Source organism: Amycolatopsis sp. cg13 (assembly GCF_041346965.1).
Classification (GTDB): Bacteria; Actinomycetota; Actinomycetes; order Mycobacteriales; family Pseudonocardiaceae; genus Amycolatopsis.
The window spans coordinates 6,066,377-6,083,362 of the sequence record NZ_CP166848.1 but is presented as its reverse complement, the minus strand read 5'-3'; the positions used below and the strand labels follow the sequence as shown (position 1 = coordinate 6,083,362).

The following is a 16,986-nucleotide window of genomic DNA, read 5'->3' as shown; positions in this document are numbered from 1 at the left end:
ATCCCGCACGGGACCTCCGCGACGCCGGTATCCTGCGGACCCGTGGAGCTGCTGCCGTTCGACGAGTACGTGCGCTCGCTGCCGCGGAAGCGGATGTCGGCAGGCATCCTGCTCCGCGACGAAACCGGACGCGTCCTGCTTGTCGAGCCGTCCTATAAGGACAGTTGGGACATACCCGGCGGGGTGTGCGACGCGGGCGAGCCGCCGTGGCGCACGGCACGGAGGGAGCAGGCCGAGGAAATCGGGCTCGATCGCCCGCTCGGCCCGCTGCTGGTCATCGACTACGCGCCGGACGACGGCCGGATGCCGGAAGGACTCGCGTTCATCTTCGACGGCGGGCGCATCTCCGCCGAGGAAACCGGCCGCCTGCCCCTCACCGATCCGGAGATCCTGGCCGTCCATCTGCTGCCGATCGACGAGGCAACTCAGCGAGTCGCACCGTCACTGGCCCGGCGGCTCCGAGTTGCCTTCGAAGCCGCGCGGGCCGGCGAGCGGTTCATCCTCTGCGAGAACGGCCAACCCCTTACAGCACCTGCGACAAGAACTGCTGCAACCGAGGACTAGCCGGTGCCTCGAACACCTGCTCCGGCGTCCCCTGCTCCACGATCCGGCCCGCGTCCATGAACGCGACCTCATCCGCCACACTCCGCGCGAAGCCCATCTCGTGGGTCACCACGATCAGAGTGAGCCCCCGCGAAGCCAGCCCGGCCATCAGGTCCAGGACGCCCTTCACCAGTTCCGGGTCGAGCGCGCTCGTCGCCTCGTCGAAGAGCATCACTTCCGGTTCCATCGCCAGCGCTCGGGCGATCGCCACCCGCTGTTGCTGGCCGCCGGACAACGCGGCCGGGCGGTACGGGGCCTTATCCGCTAGCCCGACTTCCGCCAGGCGCGCCCGGGCGACCTCGATAGCGTCCTCTTTGGACAGACCGCGCACGCTGCGCAGCGGCAGCACGATGTTGTCCAGCACGCTTCGATGCCCGAAAAGGTTGAAGTGCTGGAAAACCATCCCGACGCGCTGGCGCAGTGCGTCGGGATCCGAGGCGATGACGCTTTCCCCGTCCAGCAGCAGGTCGCCGCTATCCGGCTCCTGCAGGCGGTTCACGCAGCGCAGCAAGGTCGATTTACCGGAACCGGACGGGCCGATCACGCACGTGGTGCTCCCGCTCGGCACCTTCAGGTTCACCCCGCGCAGGACCTCCAGCGTCCCGAATCGGACGTGGATGTCCTTCAGTTCCACCGAAGACGAACGAATCGCTGTACTCATATCGTCCCACCCGCGAGCATTTCGTTGCTCTCCGCCGTCACCTTGCGGCCGGTCTGCAGCCGCTTGTCGATGTAGTTCACCAGGTGCGTCAGCGGAACCGTGATCACCAGGTAAACCACACCGGCGGCCACCAGCGGCGACAGGTTGCCCGTGTTCGCCGCGAGGTCTTGGCCGATCCGGAACAGTTCCCGTTGCGAGGTAAGGAAACCGAGGAAGTACACCAGGGTCGAGTCCTTCACCAGCGCGATGAACTGGTTCACCAGCGCGGGCAGCACCCGTCGCACGCCCTGCGGGATCACCACCAGCAGCATCGCCTTGGAATAGCTCATGCCGAGCGCGCGGCTCGCCTCCAGCTGCCCCTTGTCGACGCTCTGGATGCCGGCCCGGAAAATCTCGCCGATGTAGGCGGCGGCGATCAGGCTCAGCGCGGCGATGCCCAGCGGGTACGGGTTGTTGCCCACCAAACCGCGGGCGAGCAGGCCGACGCCCTGTCCGATCACCAGGATCGTCAGGATCGCGGGCAGGCCACGGAAAATGTCCGTGTACACCCGCGCGGGCCAGCGCAGCCAACGCTTCGTGGACAGGCCCATCACCGCGAGCACCATGCCGAGCAGGGTTCCGATGACAGCCGCCGCCACCGACAGGATCAGGGTGTTCAGCAGGCCGGTCTTGAGCAGGTCCGGGAAAACCTCCCAGATGTACTGCCAGTTCAGGAAAGTGTCGAAAAACTGATCCATCAGGCTACTTCGTCTTGAAGTCCGCGGGAACCGGAATGCTCGGCTCGAACTGCTGGTGCACCTTGGCCCAAGTACCGTCCGCGACGGCCTTCTTGATGCCGTCGTTCAGCTTGGCCAGCAGGTCGGTGTTGCCCTTGCGCACCGCGTACCCGTGCGGAATGTTGGTGGTGATCGCCTTGGTGACCTTCAGCTCGGGGTTTTTCGTCGCGTAGTCCTCCGCGGACACCTGGTCGAACACCGCGCCGTCGACCGCCGACGACTTCAGCGCGCTCAGCGCCGCCGCGTCGTTCGGGAACCGGACCGCCTGTGCCTTCGGCGCGTTCGAGGCCAGCCAGGTGTCCGACACCGTGCCCTGCACCACGCCGATCCGCTTGCCGGACAACGAGTTCTCGTCCGTGATGCCCGCGGTCGCCTTCGCCTCGATGCCGAGCGACTGGTAGTTGTACGGATCGCTGAACGCCACCGTCTTCTTGCGCGCGTCGGTCTGCGCGATCGCCGAACTGCCGATGTCGAACCGGCCGTTCGAGACGCTGCCGAGCAGCGCCGAGAAATCGGTCGCCACGAATTCCAGCTTCAGGCCCTCTTTCGCGGCGACATCCTTCAGCAGTTCGTTGTCGAAGCCGGTGAATTGGCCGTTCTCCTGATACGCGTTGGGCCGCGAATCGCTCAGCGTGCCGACCCGCAGGGTCTCGCCGCCGTCGCCACCGCACGCGGTGAGACCGGCGACCAGTGCCACGGTGGCGGCGGTGACGATCAGTTTTTTCATGCCACCAGTGTGCCCCGGCATCAGGAGTTCGCCACCGGGAGGCCCGGGCCGCCCTTCTCCAGCTCCTTCGCGACCGGAGCCTGCTTGAAGAACTGCGCGTGCAGCCGGGCCGCGGTGCCGTCGGCGATCGCCTTGGCCAGGCCGTCGTTGATCTTCTTCAGCAGTTCGGGGTTCGACTTGGCGACGGCGAAGGCGGACGGGGTGTCCTTGTCCGCGACGGTGTAGCCGAATTCGAGCGGCAGCGCCGGGTTCTGGTCGATGTACTTCTGCCCGATGTCCTTCGGCACGACCCAGCCGTCGAGGCCGCCGGTCTTCAGCTGCGCGAAACCGGCGTTGTAGTCCGGGAACCGGACAACCTGCGCACCGGCGAGCTTGCCGGCGAACTCGTCCTGAACCGAACCCTGCACGACGCCGACCCGCTTGCCCGCGAACGAGTTCGCGGCGGACAGCGCGGCGCCCTTCTTGCTGACGACGGTGGTGTAGCTGGTGTCGTAGCCGTTGCTGAACGCCACGGTCTTCTTGCGCGCGGCGGTCGCGGAGATCGTCGAGCTGCCGATGTCGAGCTGGCCGCCGGCGACCTTGGCGAGCAGGCCGGAGAACTCGGTGCCGACGAAGTCGACCTTGAAGCCCTCGCGCTTGGCGATGTCCCGGAGGAGTTCGTTGTCGTACCCGGTGAACTGGCCGTTCTCGAGGTAGATGCTGGGCGGGGCGTCGGTGAGGGTGCCGACGCGCAGGGTTTCCCCGGAAGCGTCCGAGGATCCGCACGCCGTAAGGCCCGCGGTGGCGGCGACAACGACGGCGAGCGTGCTGAGGATCTTTCTCATGACTTCTTCCTGAATATCCGGGGTGCGCAGACAAGAAGCGCCAGGCCGCGGGGTGGCGGCCTGGCGCTTCCGGGTTCGGCACGAAGACTAAAAGCTTCCCCCGATCGAGTAATGCCGTCTCAGCACGTGGACGGCGTGCGCGCACTCACAGAATCGGCTGCGGCGCGTACTGCGCGGCGTCCGGGAATCGCTTGAGCACGTCCTCGACGCGCGCCGCGACTTCTTCGACCTGACGCGGGGCCACGCCGGTGAACGAGATCCGGTCGGCGAGGAGTTCGTCCAGGTCAGCGCGGTCAAGCGGAAGGCGTTCGTCGGCCGCGAGCCGGTCGAGCAGGTCGTTCTCCGCGCCGCGTTCGCGCATCGCGAGCGCGACGCCGACGGCGTTCTCCTTGATGGCCTCGTGAGCCGTCTCACGCCCGACGCCCCGGCGCACCGACGCCATGAGCACCTTCGTGGTCGCGAGGAACGGGAGATAGCGATCAAGCTCACGCTCGACCACGGCCGGGAACGCGCCGAATTCGCCGAGCACGGTGAGGAAGGTCTCGAGCAGGCCGTCGAGCGCGAAGAACGCGTCCGGCAGCGCGACGCGGCGCACCACGGAATCCGAGACGTCGCCCTCGTTCCACTGGTCACCGGCCAGTTCGCCGATCATCGACAGGTAGCCGCGCAGCACCACCGCGAGCCCGTTGACGCGCTCGCAGGAGCGGGTGTTCATCTTGTGCGGCATGGCCGACGACCCGACCTGACCCGGTTTGAAGCCCTCGGTGACCAGCTCGTGCCCGGCCATCAGCCGGATCGTCTTGGCGAGGCTGGACGGCGCTGCGGCGAGCTGGATCACCGCGGACAGCACGTCGAAGTCGAGCGAACGCGGGTACACCTGGCCGACGCTGACGAACCGGTTGCCGAAGCCGAGGTGCTCGGCGATCCGCGATTCCAGCTGGTCCAAAGTGGACTCGTCGCCGAGCAGGTCGAGCATGTCCTGCGCGGTGCCGACCGGGCCCTTGATGCCGCGCAGCGGGTAGCGCTCGATCAGGTTGTCCAGCCGGGAGAACGCGACGAGCAGCTCGTCGGCGGCGGTCGCGAAGCGCTTGCCGAGCGTGGTCGCCTGCGCGGCGACGTTGTGCGAGCGGCCGGCCATCACCAGGTCGGAGTGCTCGACGGCGAGCGCGGCCAGCCGCGACAGCACCGCGGCGACGCGCGCGCGGACTAGTTCCAGCGAGCGCAGCTGCTGCAGCTGCTCGACGTTCTCGGTGAGGTCGCGCGAGGTCATGCCCTTGTGCACGTGCTCGTGCCCGGCGAGGGCGTTGAACTCCTCGATCCGGGCCTTCACGTCGTGCCGGGTGACGCGTTCGCGGGCGGCGATCGATTCGAGGTCGACCTGCTCGACCACCCGCTCGTAGTCTTCGACCACGCCTTCGGGCACCTCGACGCCCAGCTCGGCCTGTGCCCGCAGCACGGCGAGCCACAGCCGCCGCTCGAGCACGACCTTGCGTTCGGGCGACCAGAGCGCCACCAGCTCAGGCGAGGCGTAGCGGGCGGCGAGCACGTTCGGAATGCTGGGCTTGAGCGTCACGGGGCCACGATACCTGCGCAGGTCAGCGGGGCGGTCACCACTCCGTGAGGCTGCCGTCGGGGAGGCGCCACACTGGGGATCGCCAGGCATGGCCGGTCTCGTCGGCTCGGCGGACGGCCTCCTCGTCCACCTCGATACCGAGACCAGGCGCAGTCGGCCGCGCGGCATAGCCGTCGACGAAGCGGAACAGTGCGTCATCGGCGAGATACGCGACCGGCTCGCGGCCATCGTGATAGTGCATGCCCAGGCTTTGTTCCTGGATCAGGAAGTTCGGCGTCGCGAACGCCACCTGCAGCGCGGCGGCCAGCGAGATCGGGCCGAGCGGGCAGTGCGGGGCGAGGTTCGCGCCGTACACCTCGGCCAGCGCGGCGATCCGGCGCAGCTCCGAGATGCCGCCCGCGTGCGACGGGTCCGGCTGCACCACGGCGACGCCCGCGTCCAGCACCGGTTTGAACTCCCAGCGCGAGAACAGCCGTTCCCCGAGCGCGATCGGGACCGTCGAGGCTTCGACCACCGAACTCACCACGTCGGCGGACAGTTCCGGCAGCACTGGCTCCTCGACGAACATCGGCTGTACTTCTTCGAGCATCTTCACCAAGCGTCGCGCCATCGCGGGCGAGACGCGGCCGTGGAAGTCGATCGCCAGGTCCCGGTCGGGGCCGAGCGCTTCCCTGGCCTCCTGTGCACGGGCCAGTGCCGCCTGAGCTTCGGCGGGCGTGGCGATCGGTCCGAGAGGACCGGCGACGTTCATCTTCACGGCGGTAAAACCATGCTCGACCTGCGCGGACACCGCGTCGAAGATCCCGGACGGACGGTCGCCGCCGACCCACGAATACACCCGAACGCGATCACGCACCGGCCCGCCGAGTAGTTCGTGCACCGGAGCGTTCCGCGCCTTGCCCGCGATGTCCCACAACGCCTGGTCGAACCCGGCGAGCGCGCTGGACAGCACCGGACCGCCGCGATAGAAACCGCCGCGGCGCAGGACCTGCCAGTGGTCCTCGATGCGGAGCGGGTCCTTCCCGATGACCAGCTCGGCCAACTCGTGCACGGCCGCGCGGACAGTCCCGGCGCGGCCTTCCACGACCGGTTCGCCCCAGCCGCTGATGCCCTCGTCGGTGCTGACCTTCAGGAACAACCAGCGCGGCGCGACGAGGAACGTCTCGATCCCGGTGATCTGCACTTCGTCTCCTAAGCAGAATCTTTCGCGGCCGACCAGCCGCCGTCGACGGTCAGCTCGGCGCCCGTGACGAACGACGCCGCGGGCGAGAGCAGAAACGCGATCACCGCGGCGATTTCGGCCGGGTCGCCGAGCCGTCCAGCGGGCGTCGCGCGGGTGCTGCGTGCGCGGTCTTCCGCGCTCACCCGGCCCCACGCCTCGGTCTCGACCGGTCCGGGAAGCACCGAATTCACCCGCACCTCTGGCGCGTACTCCACGGCCAATTGCCGGGCCAGAGACACCAAAGCGCCTTTGCTGGCCGCATAAGCCGGGTGGCCGGGCAAGCCGAATCGCGCGTGTACGGAGGAAACGAGCACCACGGAGCCACGCCGAGAGCGCAGTGAAGGCAGGCAGGTCCGGACGGCCAGGTACGACGCCGTGAGGTTCACGTCCAGTTGCCGCTGCCATTGCGCGCGATCGGTTTCGTGCAGTGGGCCCAAAGTCGGCAGATACGCGTTGCTGACCACGGCGTCGACTTCGCCCGCCAGCTCGAGAACGCGTTGCCACGTCTCATCTTCGGTCACGTCGCCTTGCACGCCGCCGGGCACCGGGGCGAGGTCGACGCCGACCACCCGGTAGCCGTCAGCTTCGAGACGGAGGGCGGTCGCGGCTCCGATCCCGGACGCCGCGCCGGTCACCACGGCAGTGCGCATGGTTCGGAAGCATGCACGGACGCCCGCGAGCCCGTCAAGAATAATTAGTAATTTATAATTTGCCTGCTAGGCTGGCCGGCATGGGATACCGGTGGGAGATCACGCGCGAAGCAGTGCGCCAGGGCGTCGTCGGGATCGTGCGGACAGCGGACGCCGCCTCGGCCGTCGCCGCCGCGCGGGCAGTGCTCGACGCCGGGTTGAAGTCGGTCGAGGTCCCGCTCACGAACGCGGGTGCGCTCGTCGCGATCGAGGAGCTGGCTGCCGCATATCCGGACGCCACGATCGGGGCGGGCACGGTGCTCGACGAGTCGTCAGCGACGGCCGCGATCCGGGCAGGGGCCCAGTTTCTCGTGTCGCCGTCACTGCACACCGAGGTGTTGCGTACCGCTCATCGGTACGGCGTCGCGGCGCTGCCGGGCACCGGTTCGGTCACCGAAATCGTGCGCGCGATGGAGGAAGGTGCTGACGCCGTAAAGGTTTTCCCGGCTTCCGCGCTCGGTCCGCAGTGGATTAAGGACGTGCGCGCGGCGCTTCCGCAGGCCCCGCTGGTGCCGACGGGTGGAATCGCTCCCGAGGACGTGCCACGCTGGCTCGACGCGGGCGCGGTCGCCTGCGGGATCGGGTCGGCGCTGACCCGTGGTTCGACTGAGGACATCCGGGCCAGAGTGGCCGCATTGGTGAGGGAGAGCTCGTGAGCGACGTCGTACTCGTCGGCTGCCGTACCGCCGAAACCGGCGGAAACGGCACGGGAATCGCGGTTTTCCGACGCTCCGGCGGCGAGCTGACGGCGGAATCGACGTTGCCGATGGTGTCGCCGACCTGGCTCACCCAGCATCCCGCGCTGCCGATGGTGTACGCGACCAACGAGACGAGCTACGGCGAGGTCACCTCCGTTTCGGTCGCCGACGGCCTGGTCGCGCTCGACGTGGTGGAATCCGGCGGGGCCAGCCCGTGTCACCTCGCGGTGACGCCGAACGGCCGGTTTCTGTTGTGCGCCAACTACGGCGGCGGCAGCCTGGCCGTGTTCGCCTTGCGCGAGGACGGCCGGATCGACGGCCGCACCGACCTGGTGCAGCACACCGGGAGCGGTCCGCGCGCCGACCGGCAGGAAGGCCCGCACGTCCACATGGCGGTGTCGTCGGCGGACAGTTCCGTGGTGAGCGCCGTCGATCTCGGCACCGACGAGATCCGCAGCTACACCCTGTCTCCGGAAGGAAAGCTGACTCCGCTGGCCGTTTCGTCGCTGCCGCCGGGCACAGGACCGCGCCAGCTCGTGCGCGGCGCGGACGGAATCGCTTACGTGGCGGGAGAACTGTCCGGCGAGCTGATCACGGTGCGGGAGACGTCGCCGGGAGAGTTCGAGTTCGTCGCGGCGACTCCGGCGACCGCGGCCGGCGGCGACTCCCTGGTGGCACACCTGGAAGTGCTCGATTCCGGGATCTACCTGTCGAACCGCGGCCCGGAATGCATCACGTCGTTCGCCGGGGATCCGCTGCGCGCGACTGCTGATCAGCCGTGCGGCGCGTACCCGTGGAATTTCGCCGTGGCGGACGGAACGTGCTACACCGCCGCGTTCCGGGACGACGTCATTTCCGTCTTTCCGTTGAAGGACTTGGGAAACGCGGAGGTCCGCAAATATCCGACCGGCTCGCCGACGTGCGTGCTTCCGCTCCGGTGACCGACCATCGCCCTCGCGGCCTGCACGGACAGACCGTGGAAACGCTCGCCGCGCGCATTCTGTCCGGCGAATGGCGCGAGGGCATGGTGCTGGATCTTCCCGCGCTGCGCGAGGAGCTGGACATCAGCCTCACCGCGCTGCGCGAAGCGTTGAAGGTGTTGGCAGCAAAGGGAATGATCGGCGCACGACAGAAGCACGGCACGTTCGTGCAACCGCGCGAGGACTGGCAGCTTCTCGACGCCGACGTCATGCGCTGGCAAACCACCGCACGCGGAAACGCTGGTCTGCTGGACGAATTGGCTGAGGTACGCGCTGTGGTCGAGCCCGCCGCAGCGCGGATGGCCGCAGAACGGGCGACCGCCGAAGACCTTGCCGCGCTGACGTCCGCGCTCGACGCGATGGTGGAAGCACCGGACCTGGAAGCGAGTGTCGAGGCGGATCTGGCGTTTCACCGTGGCCTGTTGACCGCCGCGCACAACAACTTCCTGCTCCAGATCGAACGCGTCATCGCGATCGGCCTGGCGGAGCGGGACAAACTCGTCCACAGCGCCGGTCCCACCGACGATCCGGTGCCGAGCCATCGCCGGGTGCTGGACGCCATCGCCGCGCACGACCCGGTCGGCGCGGAGACCGCGATGCTGGAGCTGCTGGTGAAATCCGCCGCCGACGCCAAGCGGACAGGTCAGGAAGTAAAAGCTCGCCGGTAAGCCGTCGGCGTGGTTCCGAGCACCCGCCGGAAGTGCAGCCGCAGGTTCGCCGGAGTGCCGAGACCGCAGTCCCGCGCCACCCGGTCCACGGAATGATCCGTGGACTCCAGCAGTTCCCGCGCCTTGCCGAGCCGCGCGTTGAGCAGCCACTGCAACGGAGTCGTCCCGGTTTCCTCGGCGAAGCGGCGCAGAAAAGTCCGCTGCGACATCTCCGCGTGTCGGGCGAGCAGGCGGATGCTGAGCGATTCGTCCAGTCGCTGCAACGCCCATTCCCGTGTGGCGGACAGCGAAGCGTCGCCAGCGTCCGCGAGCGGAGCGGGGACGTACTGCGCCTGGCTGCCCTCCCGATGCGGAGCGGCGACCAACCCGCGCGCGATCCGATTCGCGACCGCGGCACCCAGGTCGCGGCGCACGATGTGCAGGCACAGGTCGATGCCGCAGCAGACGCCAGCCGAGGTGAGCACGTCGCCTTCATCGACGTAGAGGACATCCCGGTCGACCTGGACCGACGGGTACTCCCGCTCGAATTCGTCGATGTATTCCCAATGCGTCGTGGCACGCAGGCCGTCGAGAATTCCGGCTGCGGCCAGCGCGAACGCGCCGGTGCAGATGGACACCACCCGCCGTCCTCGGTCGCGCGCCTCGGCCAGCAGTTCGACCGCCGCTTCCGGGGTCTCCCGGATCGGGTCGTAGCCCGGCACGATCACCGTGTCCGCCGCGCGCAGTTCCTCGATCCCGCCTTCGGCCGCCAGTTCGAACCCGGCGCTGGTGGCGACTTTCGGGCCGAGCGCGCACAACGTCATCTCGTAGTGCGTTTGCGGCCGCGCGTGAAACACCTGCGCCGGGATCGCCAGGTCGAGCGGGAGAACCCCGTCGAGGGCCAGCACCGCGACTCGATGCACCGTCATGGCAAGATTCTATCGAAGTACGGCAAACTTGCCACTCACCAGGTCAGGGCGTCGCGGGCCAGGCTTGACGGCATGACCGAACTCCTTCCGGACCCGGTTGCCGCACTGCCAGCGACTCCGCTGGCGGACGCCGTTCTCGAGGTCGTCCGCCCGCTGGAATCGCGGTCAGTGTTCAACCACAGCGTCCGTTCCTACCTGTTCGCCCGGCTGGTCGCCGACCGGCTGGAGCTGTCCGGCTACGACGACGACCTGCTGTTCGCCGCGTGCGTCATGCACGACATCGGCGTGGCACCGGACGGGCCGCACGTGGAACGCTTCGAGGTCGAAGGCGCGGACCGCGCAGCGGAATTCCTTGTCAAACAAGGGATTTCCGTCGCGGACGCCGACGAGGTCTGGCAGGCCATCGCGCTGCACACCACCGCCGGCATCGCGGAACGCCGCGGCCAACTGTGCCTGCTCGCCCGCGCCGGGGTCTCCGTCGACTTCGGCGGCCCGATCAGCTCCGAGTACCTCGCCGCGGTCACCGACGAGCAGGCCACAACGATCCACGCCGCCTACCCCCGGCTGAACATGGTCCGCTCGCTCACCGACGCGATCGTCGCGCAGGCCGCGAAAAACCCGAAAAACGCGCCGGTGCCGTCCGTTCCCGCTGATTTCTTGCGCGAGCGTGCAGCCGACGGCGAAACCCGGCTGGAACGCGCCGCCAGCGCCTCCCGCTGGGGCAACTGAGAAAGGGATCCCTATGCACTCCGTCGAAATCCCCGAGGACTCCGAGGTTTTCGGACCGTCCGGGGCATCCGCCTTCGCCCGCTTCGGTTACTCAGCCGCGGTCCGCGCGGGAAATCTCCTGTTCATCGCGGGGACGATCGGCCGCCGCCTGGACGGAGCGATCGCGGAAACCATCGAGGAGCAAACCGAGATCGCGCTCCGCCGGATCGAGGAAATCCTTCGCCTGGAAGGTCTCGACCTCTCCGCACTGGTCGACATCACGAGCTACCACGTCGACATCCACCAGCACCTGCCCGGTTTCCTGGAAGCCAAGCAGCGCCTCGTGACCGCGAAGCCTTACCCGGCGTGGTCGATGATCGGCGTCAGCGGGCTGGCCAGCCCGGGACTGCTGATCGAAATCCGCGCCACCGCGGCATACCCGGACTGACTGTCCTCAATGGACGCCAGCGGACTCCGCGAGCGCGGTCCGCAGCATCCGCCCGGCCGCGGCGCGCGGGGCCGGGTCGACCGCGATCAGCGCGTTGACCACGGCCCCGTCCACCAGCGCGACCAGCCGGTCCAGCTCGTCCTTGGCCACCGGTGTCCCGGAGCGGGCGAAGATCTCCGTCAGCAGTTCGTTGAGCTGCTGGGACAACGTCCGCATCAACGGCCGCAGGTACGGTCGCCGCCCCGTCGCGACCAGGCGCTCGTAGCGCAGCAGGACCGCCTCGGCGTCGGCCTCCGGGTCGCCGCTCTGCGGGCCGAGCAGCATGTCCAGCACGAGTTCCACGGTCGCCTGCACGCCCCGGTTCCGGGTCGTCAGGTCGTCGAGCTGCCGTCGTCCGTTTGCCAGTTCGGTCTGCCCGTGGTGTTCCACCGCGGCGGTGACGAGCTCTTCCAGCGAGTCGAAGTAGTACGTCGTGGAGGCCAGCGGCAGGCCCGCCCGCTCCGCGACAGCCCGGTGCCGGACCGCGTCGAAGCCGCCCTCGGCCAGCAGCTCAGCGGCGGCTTCGACGAGCGCTGCCCGTCGTCGCTCGCCCTTGGGGGTGGTGGCTGCTGCCGTCATGTCCGGTCATTCTGCCAGCCGCGCTGTGGGCCGCCGATCAGAACCGGGTGGCCAGCGAAGCGGCGAAGCGCGCCAGATCGGTTGCGTACGGTGCTGGATGCCCGGACGTCCCCGGCACGCTGACCAGCACGAGAGTCCCGCCGCTGCCAGTTTGCTGACGCACGGTGACGGCTCCAGCCGGTTGCGTGGGCACATTCACCGCAGCACCGCGGGCGAACACCGCCGCGCCGATCGTGCCGTCCGGAAGCGGGAACCCCGCGCCGCGCGACGACGTCGTACAAACGCTGCCTGGGGAAGCCTGCGCGGCATTCAAGTGGCCTGGGAGCTCGCCAGCGAGGGCTGTGGCGAGCTCCCAGTCCACCCGTCCGCACCCGGAGGTGCCTTCGACCCGAGGGCCGGTCCTCCCGGTTTCGCCGGCTCCCTGCCGAGACGGCTGACCCGGGAAGTCATCCCCAGTGCTGAAAGGACGCGCCGCCGGTCCGCCGGGTTGCGCCGGTGCGGCCGCGGAATTCGCCATCGAATCGGACTTCTCGCTCGAAATTCCGACAATTCCCCACGTACCGAACCCGGCGGCCACCACCACGGCCGCCGCGCCGGCGGTGATCCGGTTGCGCCGGCGCACCGTCTCGCGCTTGGAACGGCGCACCACGTCCTCCACCGAGAACGTCGGAGGCGGCACCTCGCCGGGAGCGGCGGAGAACAACGTCTCGGCTTCCCGCTCATCCATTGGTCTCCACCTCCCGTTCCAGCACCTGACGCAGATTCGCCAGCCCGCGCGCCGTCTGGCTCTTGACGTTGCCTTCGCTGCAGCCCAGCGCTGTCGCCGCGGCCCCGACGTCCAGTCCGTCGAAGAACCGCAGCACCAGTACCGCCCGCTGCTTCGGCGGCACTTCCTTCAGCGCGGCGAGCAGGTCCTCGCGCGTCGCGACACGTTCGGCGAGCCCCGGGCCGTCGTCCACGGGCTCCGGCAGCACTTCGGTCTGCCGCTCCCGCCGCCACGGCCGCCGGGACTCGTCGATGACCGCACGCACGAGCGTCTTGCGCACGTACGCGTCGGTCGCCGCGCGGTCTCTGATCTTCTTCCACCTCCGGTGCAACGCGACGAACGCCGTCTGCGCGAGGTCGTCGGCTTTGTGCCAATCCCCGCACATCAGATAGGCCGTCCGGCGCACGGCGTCCCTCCTCGCGGCGAAGTACTCCGCGAACTCCTGTTCGTCGCGCTGGTCCACGCGCTTTGCAGCTCCGCTCTGGCCATGTCCGGTGAAGGGACGGATCCGGGGGCGTCCACGGTTGCACGTCCGGCCGGAAACGTTCCACCCCCCGTCGCATTGATGCCGCGCCCACCTGTGTGATGTGATCGGACTGTGACCATGACTGGGCAGCTGATCGACTTCCGTTCCGACACCGTCACCCGCCCGGACGCGATCATGCGCGCGGCCATGGCCGAGGCCGAGGTCGACGACAACGTCATCGGCACCGACCCGACCATCGCCGAACTCGAACGCCGGGCCGCGCAGACGCTCGGCATGCCCGCGGCGCTGTGGACGCCGAGCGGGACGATGGCGAACCTGATCGCGCTGAGCGTCCACCTGCGGCGCGGCGACCGCTTCCTCGCCACCCGCGGCGCGCACGTACTCACCAACGAACTCGGCTCGGCCGCCTGGCTCGCCGGCGGCATGCCGGACATCCTCGAACACGACGCGGGCCCCGGCAGGTGCCTGCCGGAAACGCTCGAAGCCGCGATCGGCAACCCCGGCCCGTACTTCACGCTCCGCACCACGCTGCTGTGCCTGGAGAACACCCACAACGCGGCCGGCGGTGCGGTCACTCCGCCGGACGAGCACGCGCAGCTGCTGTCCGTCGCGAAACAGGCCGGGCTCACCGTGCACCTCGACGGCGCGCGGATCTGGCACGCGGCCGTCGCGCTGCAGGTGCCGCCCGCAGCGCTGACCGTGGGCGTGGACTCCGTGTCGGCGTGCTTCAGCAAGGGCCTCGGCGCGCCGGTCGGTTCGGTCGTCGCGGGCAGCGTCGAGTTCGTCGAGCAGGCCCGCCGGATGCGGCAGATGCTCGGCGGCGGCGTGCGCCAGGGCGGGGTGCTCGCCGCGGCTTGCCTGGTCGCGCTGGACCGCGTCGACGAACTGGCCGAGACGCACGAGTTCGCGAAGCGGCTGGCCGACGGCCTTTCCGAGCACGGCTGGGACGTGCGGACGCCGGATACCAATATCGTTCTGGCCGGGGTGCCGGACGTGCCGACCGCGCTGAACTGGCTCGGCTCGCTCGGCATCCAGGCTCTGCCCATGGCGGGCAAGGTCCGGTTCGTGACGCACCGCGACCTGTCGTCCGCTGACATCGCCGAAGCACTGCACCGGATCAAGGCCGGTGCCTGAACCCTGGGGGACTCGGGTGACCAACTGGATCGTGTTCGACTACGGCGAGGTGCTCAGCGTCCGCACCGCCGCGGTGCCGAAGCTGGCCGCCGCGATGAGCGTCTCGCTCGAGGCGTTCGAGCCGGTGTACTGGAGCGTGCGCGACCCGTACGACCGCGGCTGTCCTGACCTGGAGTACTGGACGTCGATCGGCGACCAGGTGGGCGCGAAGGTGGACGACGCGCTGTCGGCCGAACTGACCGCGCTCGACGTCGCGGGGTGGGGACAGCTCGCGCCGGGATCGCTGGACCTGCTGCAGTCGCTGTCCGACGCCGGTGCCTCGCTCGCGTTGCTGTCGAACGCGCCGTCGGCGTTCGGCGTCTGGGTGCGCGAGCAGGAGTGGTCGAAACTGTTCAAGCACACGCTGTTCTCCGGCGACGTGAAGGTCGCGAAGCCGGACGCCGAGATTTTCCAGCTGCTGCTGGACAAACTGGGTGCGAAGCCGGACGAGTGCCTGTTCTTCGACGACCGCCAGATCAACATCGACGGCGCCCGCGCGGTCGGACTCCGCGCACACCTGTGGGACGGCGCCGAAGCCGCCCGCGCGGCATTGGCCTGAACCGCGAACGGCTCCCGCACCTTCCCCGGTGCGGGAGCCTTCGTGTGCCTCAGTATGGTTCGGCGCCGGTCAGCGGCTGATGCGCTTCGACTGCTTCTTCCCGGTGATCGCCCCGTAGGCCGCGGTGCCCAGGAACAGCACCCCGCCGATGATGCCGATCCACAGCACGGCCTTGAACACGAAGCCGATCACTGACCCGAGCACCATGAAGGCGATCCAGGCCACGACGAGCGCTCCGACGATCTTCCAGAACATGGCTCCTCCGATGCCGTTTCCGCGCCACGTCGGCCCGGTGCCCTCCAGCGTGCCATCCGTGCGACGGAAACTCTCTACCTCCTGCCAACGTTCAGGGGGATCTCCGGGTTCCCCCTGACCGGATTCTCCTGGTCGGCTCGTCCAGCGGGTCCGGCCCGCGCGGGCGGCAGAGCGACCTGAGCATCTTGGTCACCGGACCGGCCGAGATATCACGGAACGCAGTTTTTACGGCTTTACGACTGTCCGTTGAAAGGCACCTACTATCGGCCCGTTGTTCACTCAGCGCCCCGGACCAATTATTAATGGTGAATTATTCACCACTCAGTCGGGAGCAGAATCAATGCGCAAGAAATTGATCGCAGGCGGTGCCTTCGCCGTCGCGCTCGCCCTTACCACCGGTGGAACTGCCACCGCGCAGCAGTTCTCCGCCGCCCCCGCGGCCACCGGTGGTCCGACGGTGAAAAACGCCTGTGCGCAGGTGCGCGCGGCAGGCCACATGTCCTGCTTCGCACAGGTGCGCACCGACATCAAGCAGGCCCGGCGCGCCCCCGGCGCCGCCCCCTCCGGCTACGGCCCCGCTGAGCTGCAAGCCGCCTATCAGCTGAAGGCCGACGGCGGTGCGGGCCAGACTATCGCCGTCACCGAGTCCGGCGATTATCCCTCTCTCAAAGCAGATTTGGCCGCCTACCGCAAGCAGTTCGGATTGCCCGCGGGCGACGTGCAGATCGTGAATGAAGACGGCCAGGAGAGCCCGCTGCCGGCCGCCGACCCGGACTGGGCCGTCGAGACCGCGCTGGACGTCGACATGATCGCGGCGACCGCGCCGAACGCCAAGATCCTCGTGGTCGAGGCCAAGCAGGCCAGCACCGACGACCTGGGCAAGGCGGTGGACACCGCGGTCAAGCTCGGCGCGAAGTTCGTCTCCAACAGCTGGGGCGGCGACGAGTCCGAGGGCGGCGCGGGCGACACGCACTTCAATCACCCCGGCGTGGCGATCACCGCGTCCAGCGGTGACAACGGCTACGGCGCGAGCTGGCCGGCGTCCTCCCCCTACGCCGTCGGCGTCGGCGGCACGACCCTGAAGAGCAGCGGCGGCTCGTACACCGAGACGGCGTGGAAGGGCGCGGGCTCGGGTTGCTCCAGCTACGCGGCGAAGCCCGCTTACCAAACCGCCGCGACCGGCTGCGACAAGAAGGCCGTCGCGGACGTCTCCGCGGTCGCCGACCCGGCCACCGGTGTCGCGGTGTATGACACCTTCCAGCAGAGCGGTTGGCAGGTCGTCGGCGGCACCAGCGCTTCGTCGCCGATCATCGCGAGCGTCTACGCCGATGCCGGCACCCCCGGTGCGCAGGACTGGCCCGCCCAGTACCCGTGGTCGCACACCGACCAGCTGACCGACGTCACCTCGGGCAGCAACGGCAGCTGCGACACCAAGCAGTGGTGCAACGCGGGCACCGGCTGGGACGGCCCGACCGGGCTGGGCACCCCGAAGGGCACCGCCGCCTTCACCAAGTAAGAATCGACAATTTCAGATAGTTCACCTTAATCGGGCATAATAGCGACTAGCGATCGGGCGGAACAAATACGACGTTCCTCCCGATCGCTCGTCGTTACCTTTGTCTATCTCCTTTCACTCGATAGGG

21 protein-coding genes are annotated in these 16,986 nt (G+C 68.7%); 9 read left to right on the top strand and 12 right to left on the bottom strand.

Going from position 1 to position 16,986, the window contains the following annotated elements; all coding sequences use genetic code 11:
• Nucleotides 1–42: 42 nt before the first annotated feature.
• Entirely contained in the window at nt 43–564 is a 522-nt protein-coding gene (locus AB5I40_RS28320) for an NUDIX domain-containing protein (RefSeq protein WP_370933172.1), read from the top strand.
• On the opposite strand, the gene AB5I40_RS28315 is transcribed toward AB5I40_RS28320, so the two are convergent.
• The 7 genes from AB5I40_RS28315 to AB5I40_RS28285 form a co-directional block, all read right to left on the bottom strand.
• Nucleotides 524–1,264, bottom strand: coding sequence for an amino acid ABC transporter ATP-binding protein (locus tag AB5I40_RS28315; protein WP_370933171.1), 741 nt, complete (start codon nt 1,262–1,264; stop codon nt 524–526). The two genes, AB5I40_RS28320 and AB5I40_RS28315, sit on opposite strands and share 41 nt — an antisense overlap.
• Nucleotides 1,261–2,001, bottom strand: coding sequence for an amino acid ABC transporter permease (locus tag AB5I40_RS28310; protein ID WP_370933169.1), 741 nt, complete (start codon nt 1,999–2,001; stop codon nt 1,261–1,263). Before AB5I40_RS28310 ends, AB5I40_RS28315 begins: the two co-directional genes overlap by 4 nt.
• 4 nt (nt 2,002–2,005) lie before the next feature.
• On the bottom strand, nt 2,006–2,767 hold the full coding sequence (locus tag AB5I40_RS28305) for an ABC transporter substrate-binding protein (RefSeq protein ID WP_370933167.1): 762 nt from the start codon (nt 2,765–2,767) through the stop codon (nt 2,006–2,008).
• 20 nt (nt 2,768–2,787) lie between these two features.
• Nucleotides 2,788–3,591, bottom strand: coding sequence for a substrate-binding periplasmic protein (locus AB5I40_RS28300; RefSeq protein WP_370933166.1), 804 nt, complete (start codon nt 3,589–3,591; stop codon nt 2,788–2,790).
• 145 nt (nt 3,592–3,736) lie between these two features.
• Nucleotides 3,737–5,164: an adenylosuccinate lyase gene (purB, locus tag AB5I40_RS28295; protein ID WP_370933165.1), complete on the bottom strand. Its 1,428-nt coding sequence runs from the start codon at nt 5,162–5,164 to the stop codon at nt 3,737–3,739.
• A gap of 34 nt (nt 5,165–5,198) precedes the next feature.
• On the bottom strand, nt 5,199–6,347 hold the full coding sequence (gene dgoD / locus AB5I40_RS28290) for a galactonate dehydratase (RefSeq protein ID WP_370933163.1): 1,149 nt from the start codon (nt 6,345–6,347) through the stop codon (nt 5,199–5,201).
• Nucleotides 6,348–6,355: 8 nt separating this feature from the next.
• The gene (locus AB5I40_RS28285; protein ID WP_370933162.1) at nt 6,356–7,036 is read right to left on the bottom strand and encodes an SDR family NAD(P)-dependent oxidoreductase; all 681 of its coding nucleotides are present in this window, start codon (nt 7,034–7,036) and stop codon (nt 6,356–6,358) included.
• Between the two features lie 80 nt (nt 7,037–7,116).
• On the opposite strand from AB5I40_RS28285, the gene AB5I40_RS28280 reads away from it, so the two are divergent.
• Genes AB5I40_RS28280 through AB5I40_RS28270 form a run of 3 tightly spaced genes read left to right on the top strand, consistent with a single transcriptional unit; the run spans nt 7,117 to nt 9,421 of the window.
• Entirely contained in the window at nt 7,117–7,731 is a 615-nt protein-coding gene (locus AB5I40_RS28280; protein ID WP_370933160.1) for a bifunctional 4-hydroxy-2-oxoglutarate aldolase/2-dehydro-3-deoxy-phosphogluconate aldolase, read from the top strand.
• Entirely contained in the window at nt 7,728–8,714 is a 987-nt protein-coding gene (locus tag AB5I40_RS28275; protein WP_370933159.1) for a lactonase family protein, read from the top strand. Before AB5I40_RS28280 ends, AB5I40_RS28275 begins: the two co-directional genes overlap by 4 nt.
• A complete protein-coding gene (locus AB5I40_RS28270) occupies nt 8,711–9,421 on the top strand; it encodes a FadR/GntR family transcriptional regulator (protein WP_370940623.1) in 711 nt (236 codons plus the stop codon). Before AB5I40_RS28275 ends, AB5I40_RS28270 begins: the two co-directional genes overlap by 4 nt.
• Here AB5I40_RS28270 and AB5I40_RS28265 read toward each other — a convergent pair.
• A complete protein-coding gene (locus tag AB5I40_RS28265; RefSeq protein ID WP_370933157.1) occupies nt 9,397–10,329 on the bottom strand; it encodes a GlxA family transcriptional regulator in 933 nt (310 codons plus the stop codon). The two genes, AB5I40_RS28270 and AB5I40_RS28265, sit on opposite strands and share 25 nt — an antisense overlap.
• 72 nt (nt 10,330–10,401) lie before the next feature.
• On the opposite strand from AB5I40_RS28265, the gene AB5I40_RS28260 reads away from it, so the two are divergent.
• Nucleotides 10,402–11,058 (top strand): HD domain-containing protein, encoded by a 657-nt coding sequence (locus AB5I40_RS28260; protein ID WP_370933156.1) that lies wholly within the window; start codon nt 10,402–10,404, stop codon nt 11,056–11,058.
• Between the two features lie 13 nt (nt 11,059–11,071).
• Nucleotides 11,072–11,485, top strand: a complete 414-nt coding sequence (locus AB5I40_RS28255) for a Rid family hydrolase (RefSeq protein WP_370933155.1) — start codon at nt 11,072–11,074, stop codon at nt 11,483–11,485.
• Between the two features lie 6 nt (nt 11,486–11,491).
• On the opposite strand, the gene AB5I40_RS28250 is transcribed toward AB5I40_RS28255, so the two are convergent.
• From AB5I40_RS28250 to AB5I40_RS28240, 3 genes are read right to left on the bottom strand one after another with little or no spacing between them, the layout of a single operon-like run.
• Nucleotides 11,492–12,103: a TetR family transcriptional regulator gene (locus AB5I40_RS28250; RefSeq protein ID WP_344266380.1), complete on the bottom strand. Its 612-nt coding sequence runs from the start codon at nt 12,101–12,103 to the stop codon at nt 11,492–11,494.
• A gap of 37 nt (nt 12,104–12,140) precedes the next feature.
• Nucleotides 12,141–12,830, bottom strand: coding sequence for a hypothetical protein (locus AB5I40_RS28245; protein WP_370933153.1), 690 nt, complete (start codon nt 12,828–12,830; stop codon nt 12,141–12,143).
• On the bottom strand, nt 12,823–13,332 hold the full coding sequence (locus tag AB5I40_RS28240) for a SigE family RNA polymerase sigma factor (RefSeq protein WP_354740876.1): 510 nt from the start codon (nt 13,330–13,332) through the stop codon (nt 12,823–12,825). The genes AB5I40_RS28245 and AB5I40_RS28240 overlap by 8 nt, the downstream gene beginning before the upstream one ends.
• 141 nt (nt 13,333–13,473) lie before the next feature.
• Between AB5I40_RS28240 and AB5I40_RS28235 the strand changes: the two genes are divergently transcribed.
• Both AB5I40_RS28235 and AB5I40_RS28230 read left to right on the top strand, forming a co-directional pair.
• Nucleotides 13,474–14,490, top strand: a complete 1,017-nt coding sequence (locus AB5I40_RS28235; RefSeq protein ID WP_370933152.1) for a low specificity L-threonine aldolase — start codon at nt 13,474–13,476, stop codon at nt 14,488–14,490.
• A 16-nt stretch (nt 14,491–14,506) separates the two neighbouring features.
• Nucleotides 14,507–15,088 (top strand): HAD family hydrolase, encoded by a 582-nt coding sequence (locus tag AB5I40_RS28230; protein ID WP_370933151.1) that lies wholly within the window; start codon nt 14,507–14,509, stop codon nt 15,086–15,088.
• A gap of 69 nt (nt 15,089–15,157) precedes the next feature.
• Here AB5I40_RS28230 and AB5I40_RS28225 read toward each other — a convergent pair whose 3' ends face one another.
• Complete coding sequence (locus AB5I40_RS28225; protein WP_344266394.1) at nt 15,158–15,343, bottom strand: hypothetical protein; 186 nt, start codon at nt 15,341–15,343, stop codon at nt 15,158–15,160.
• Nucleotides 15,344–15,683: 340 nt separating this feature from the next.
• On the opposite strand from AB5I40_RS28225, the gene AB5I40_RS28220 reads away from it, so the two are divergent.
• Entirely contained in the window at nt 15,684–16,859 is a 1,176-nt protein-coding gene (locus tag AB5I40_RS28220; protein WP_370933149.1) for a peptidase S8, read from the top strand.
• The last annotated feature ends 127 nt before the right edge of the window (nt 16,860–16,986 follow it).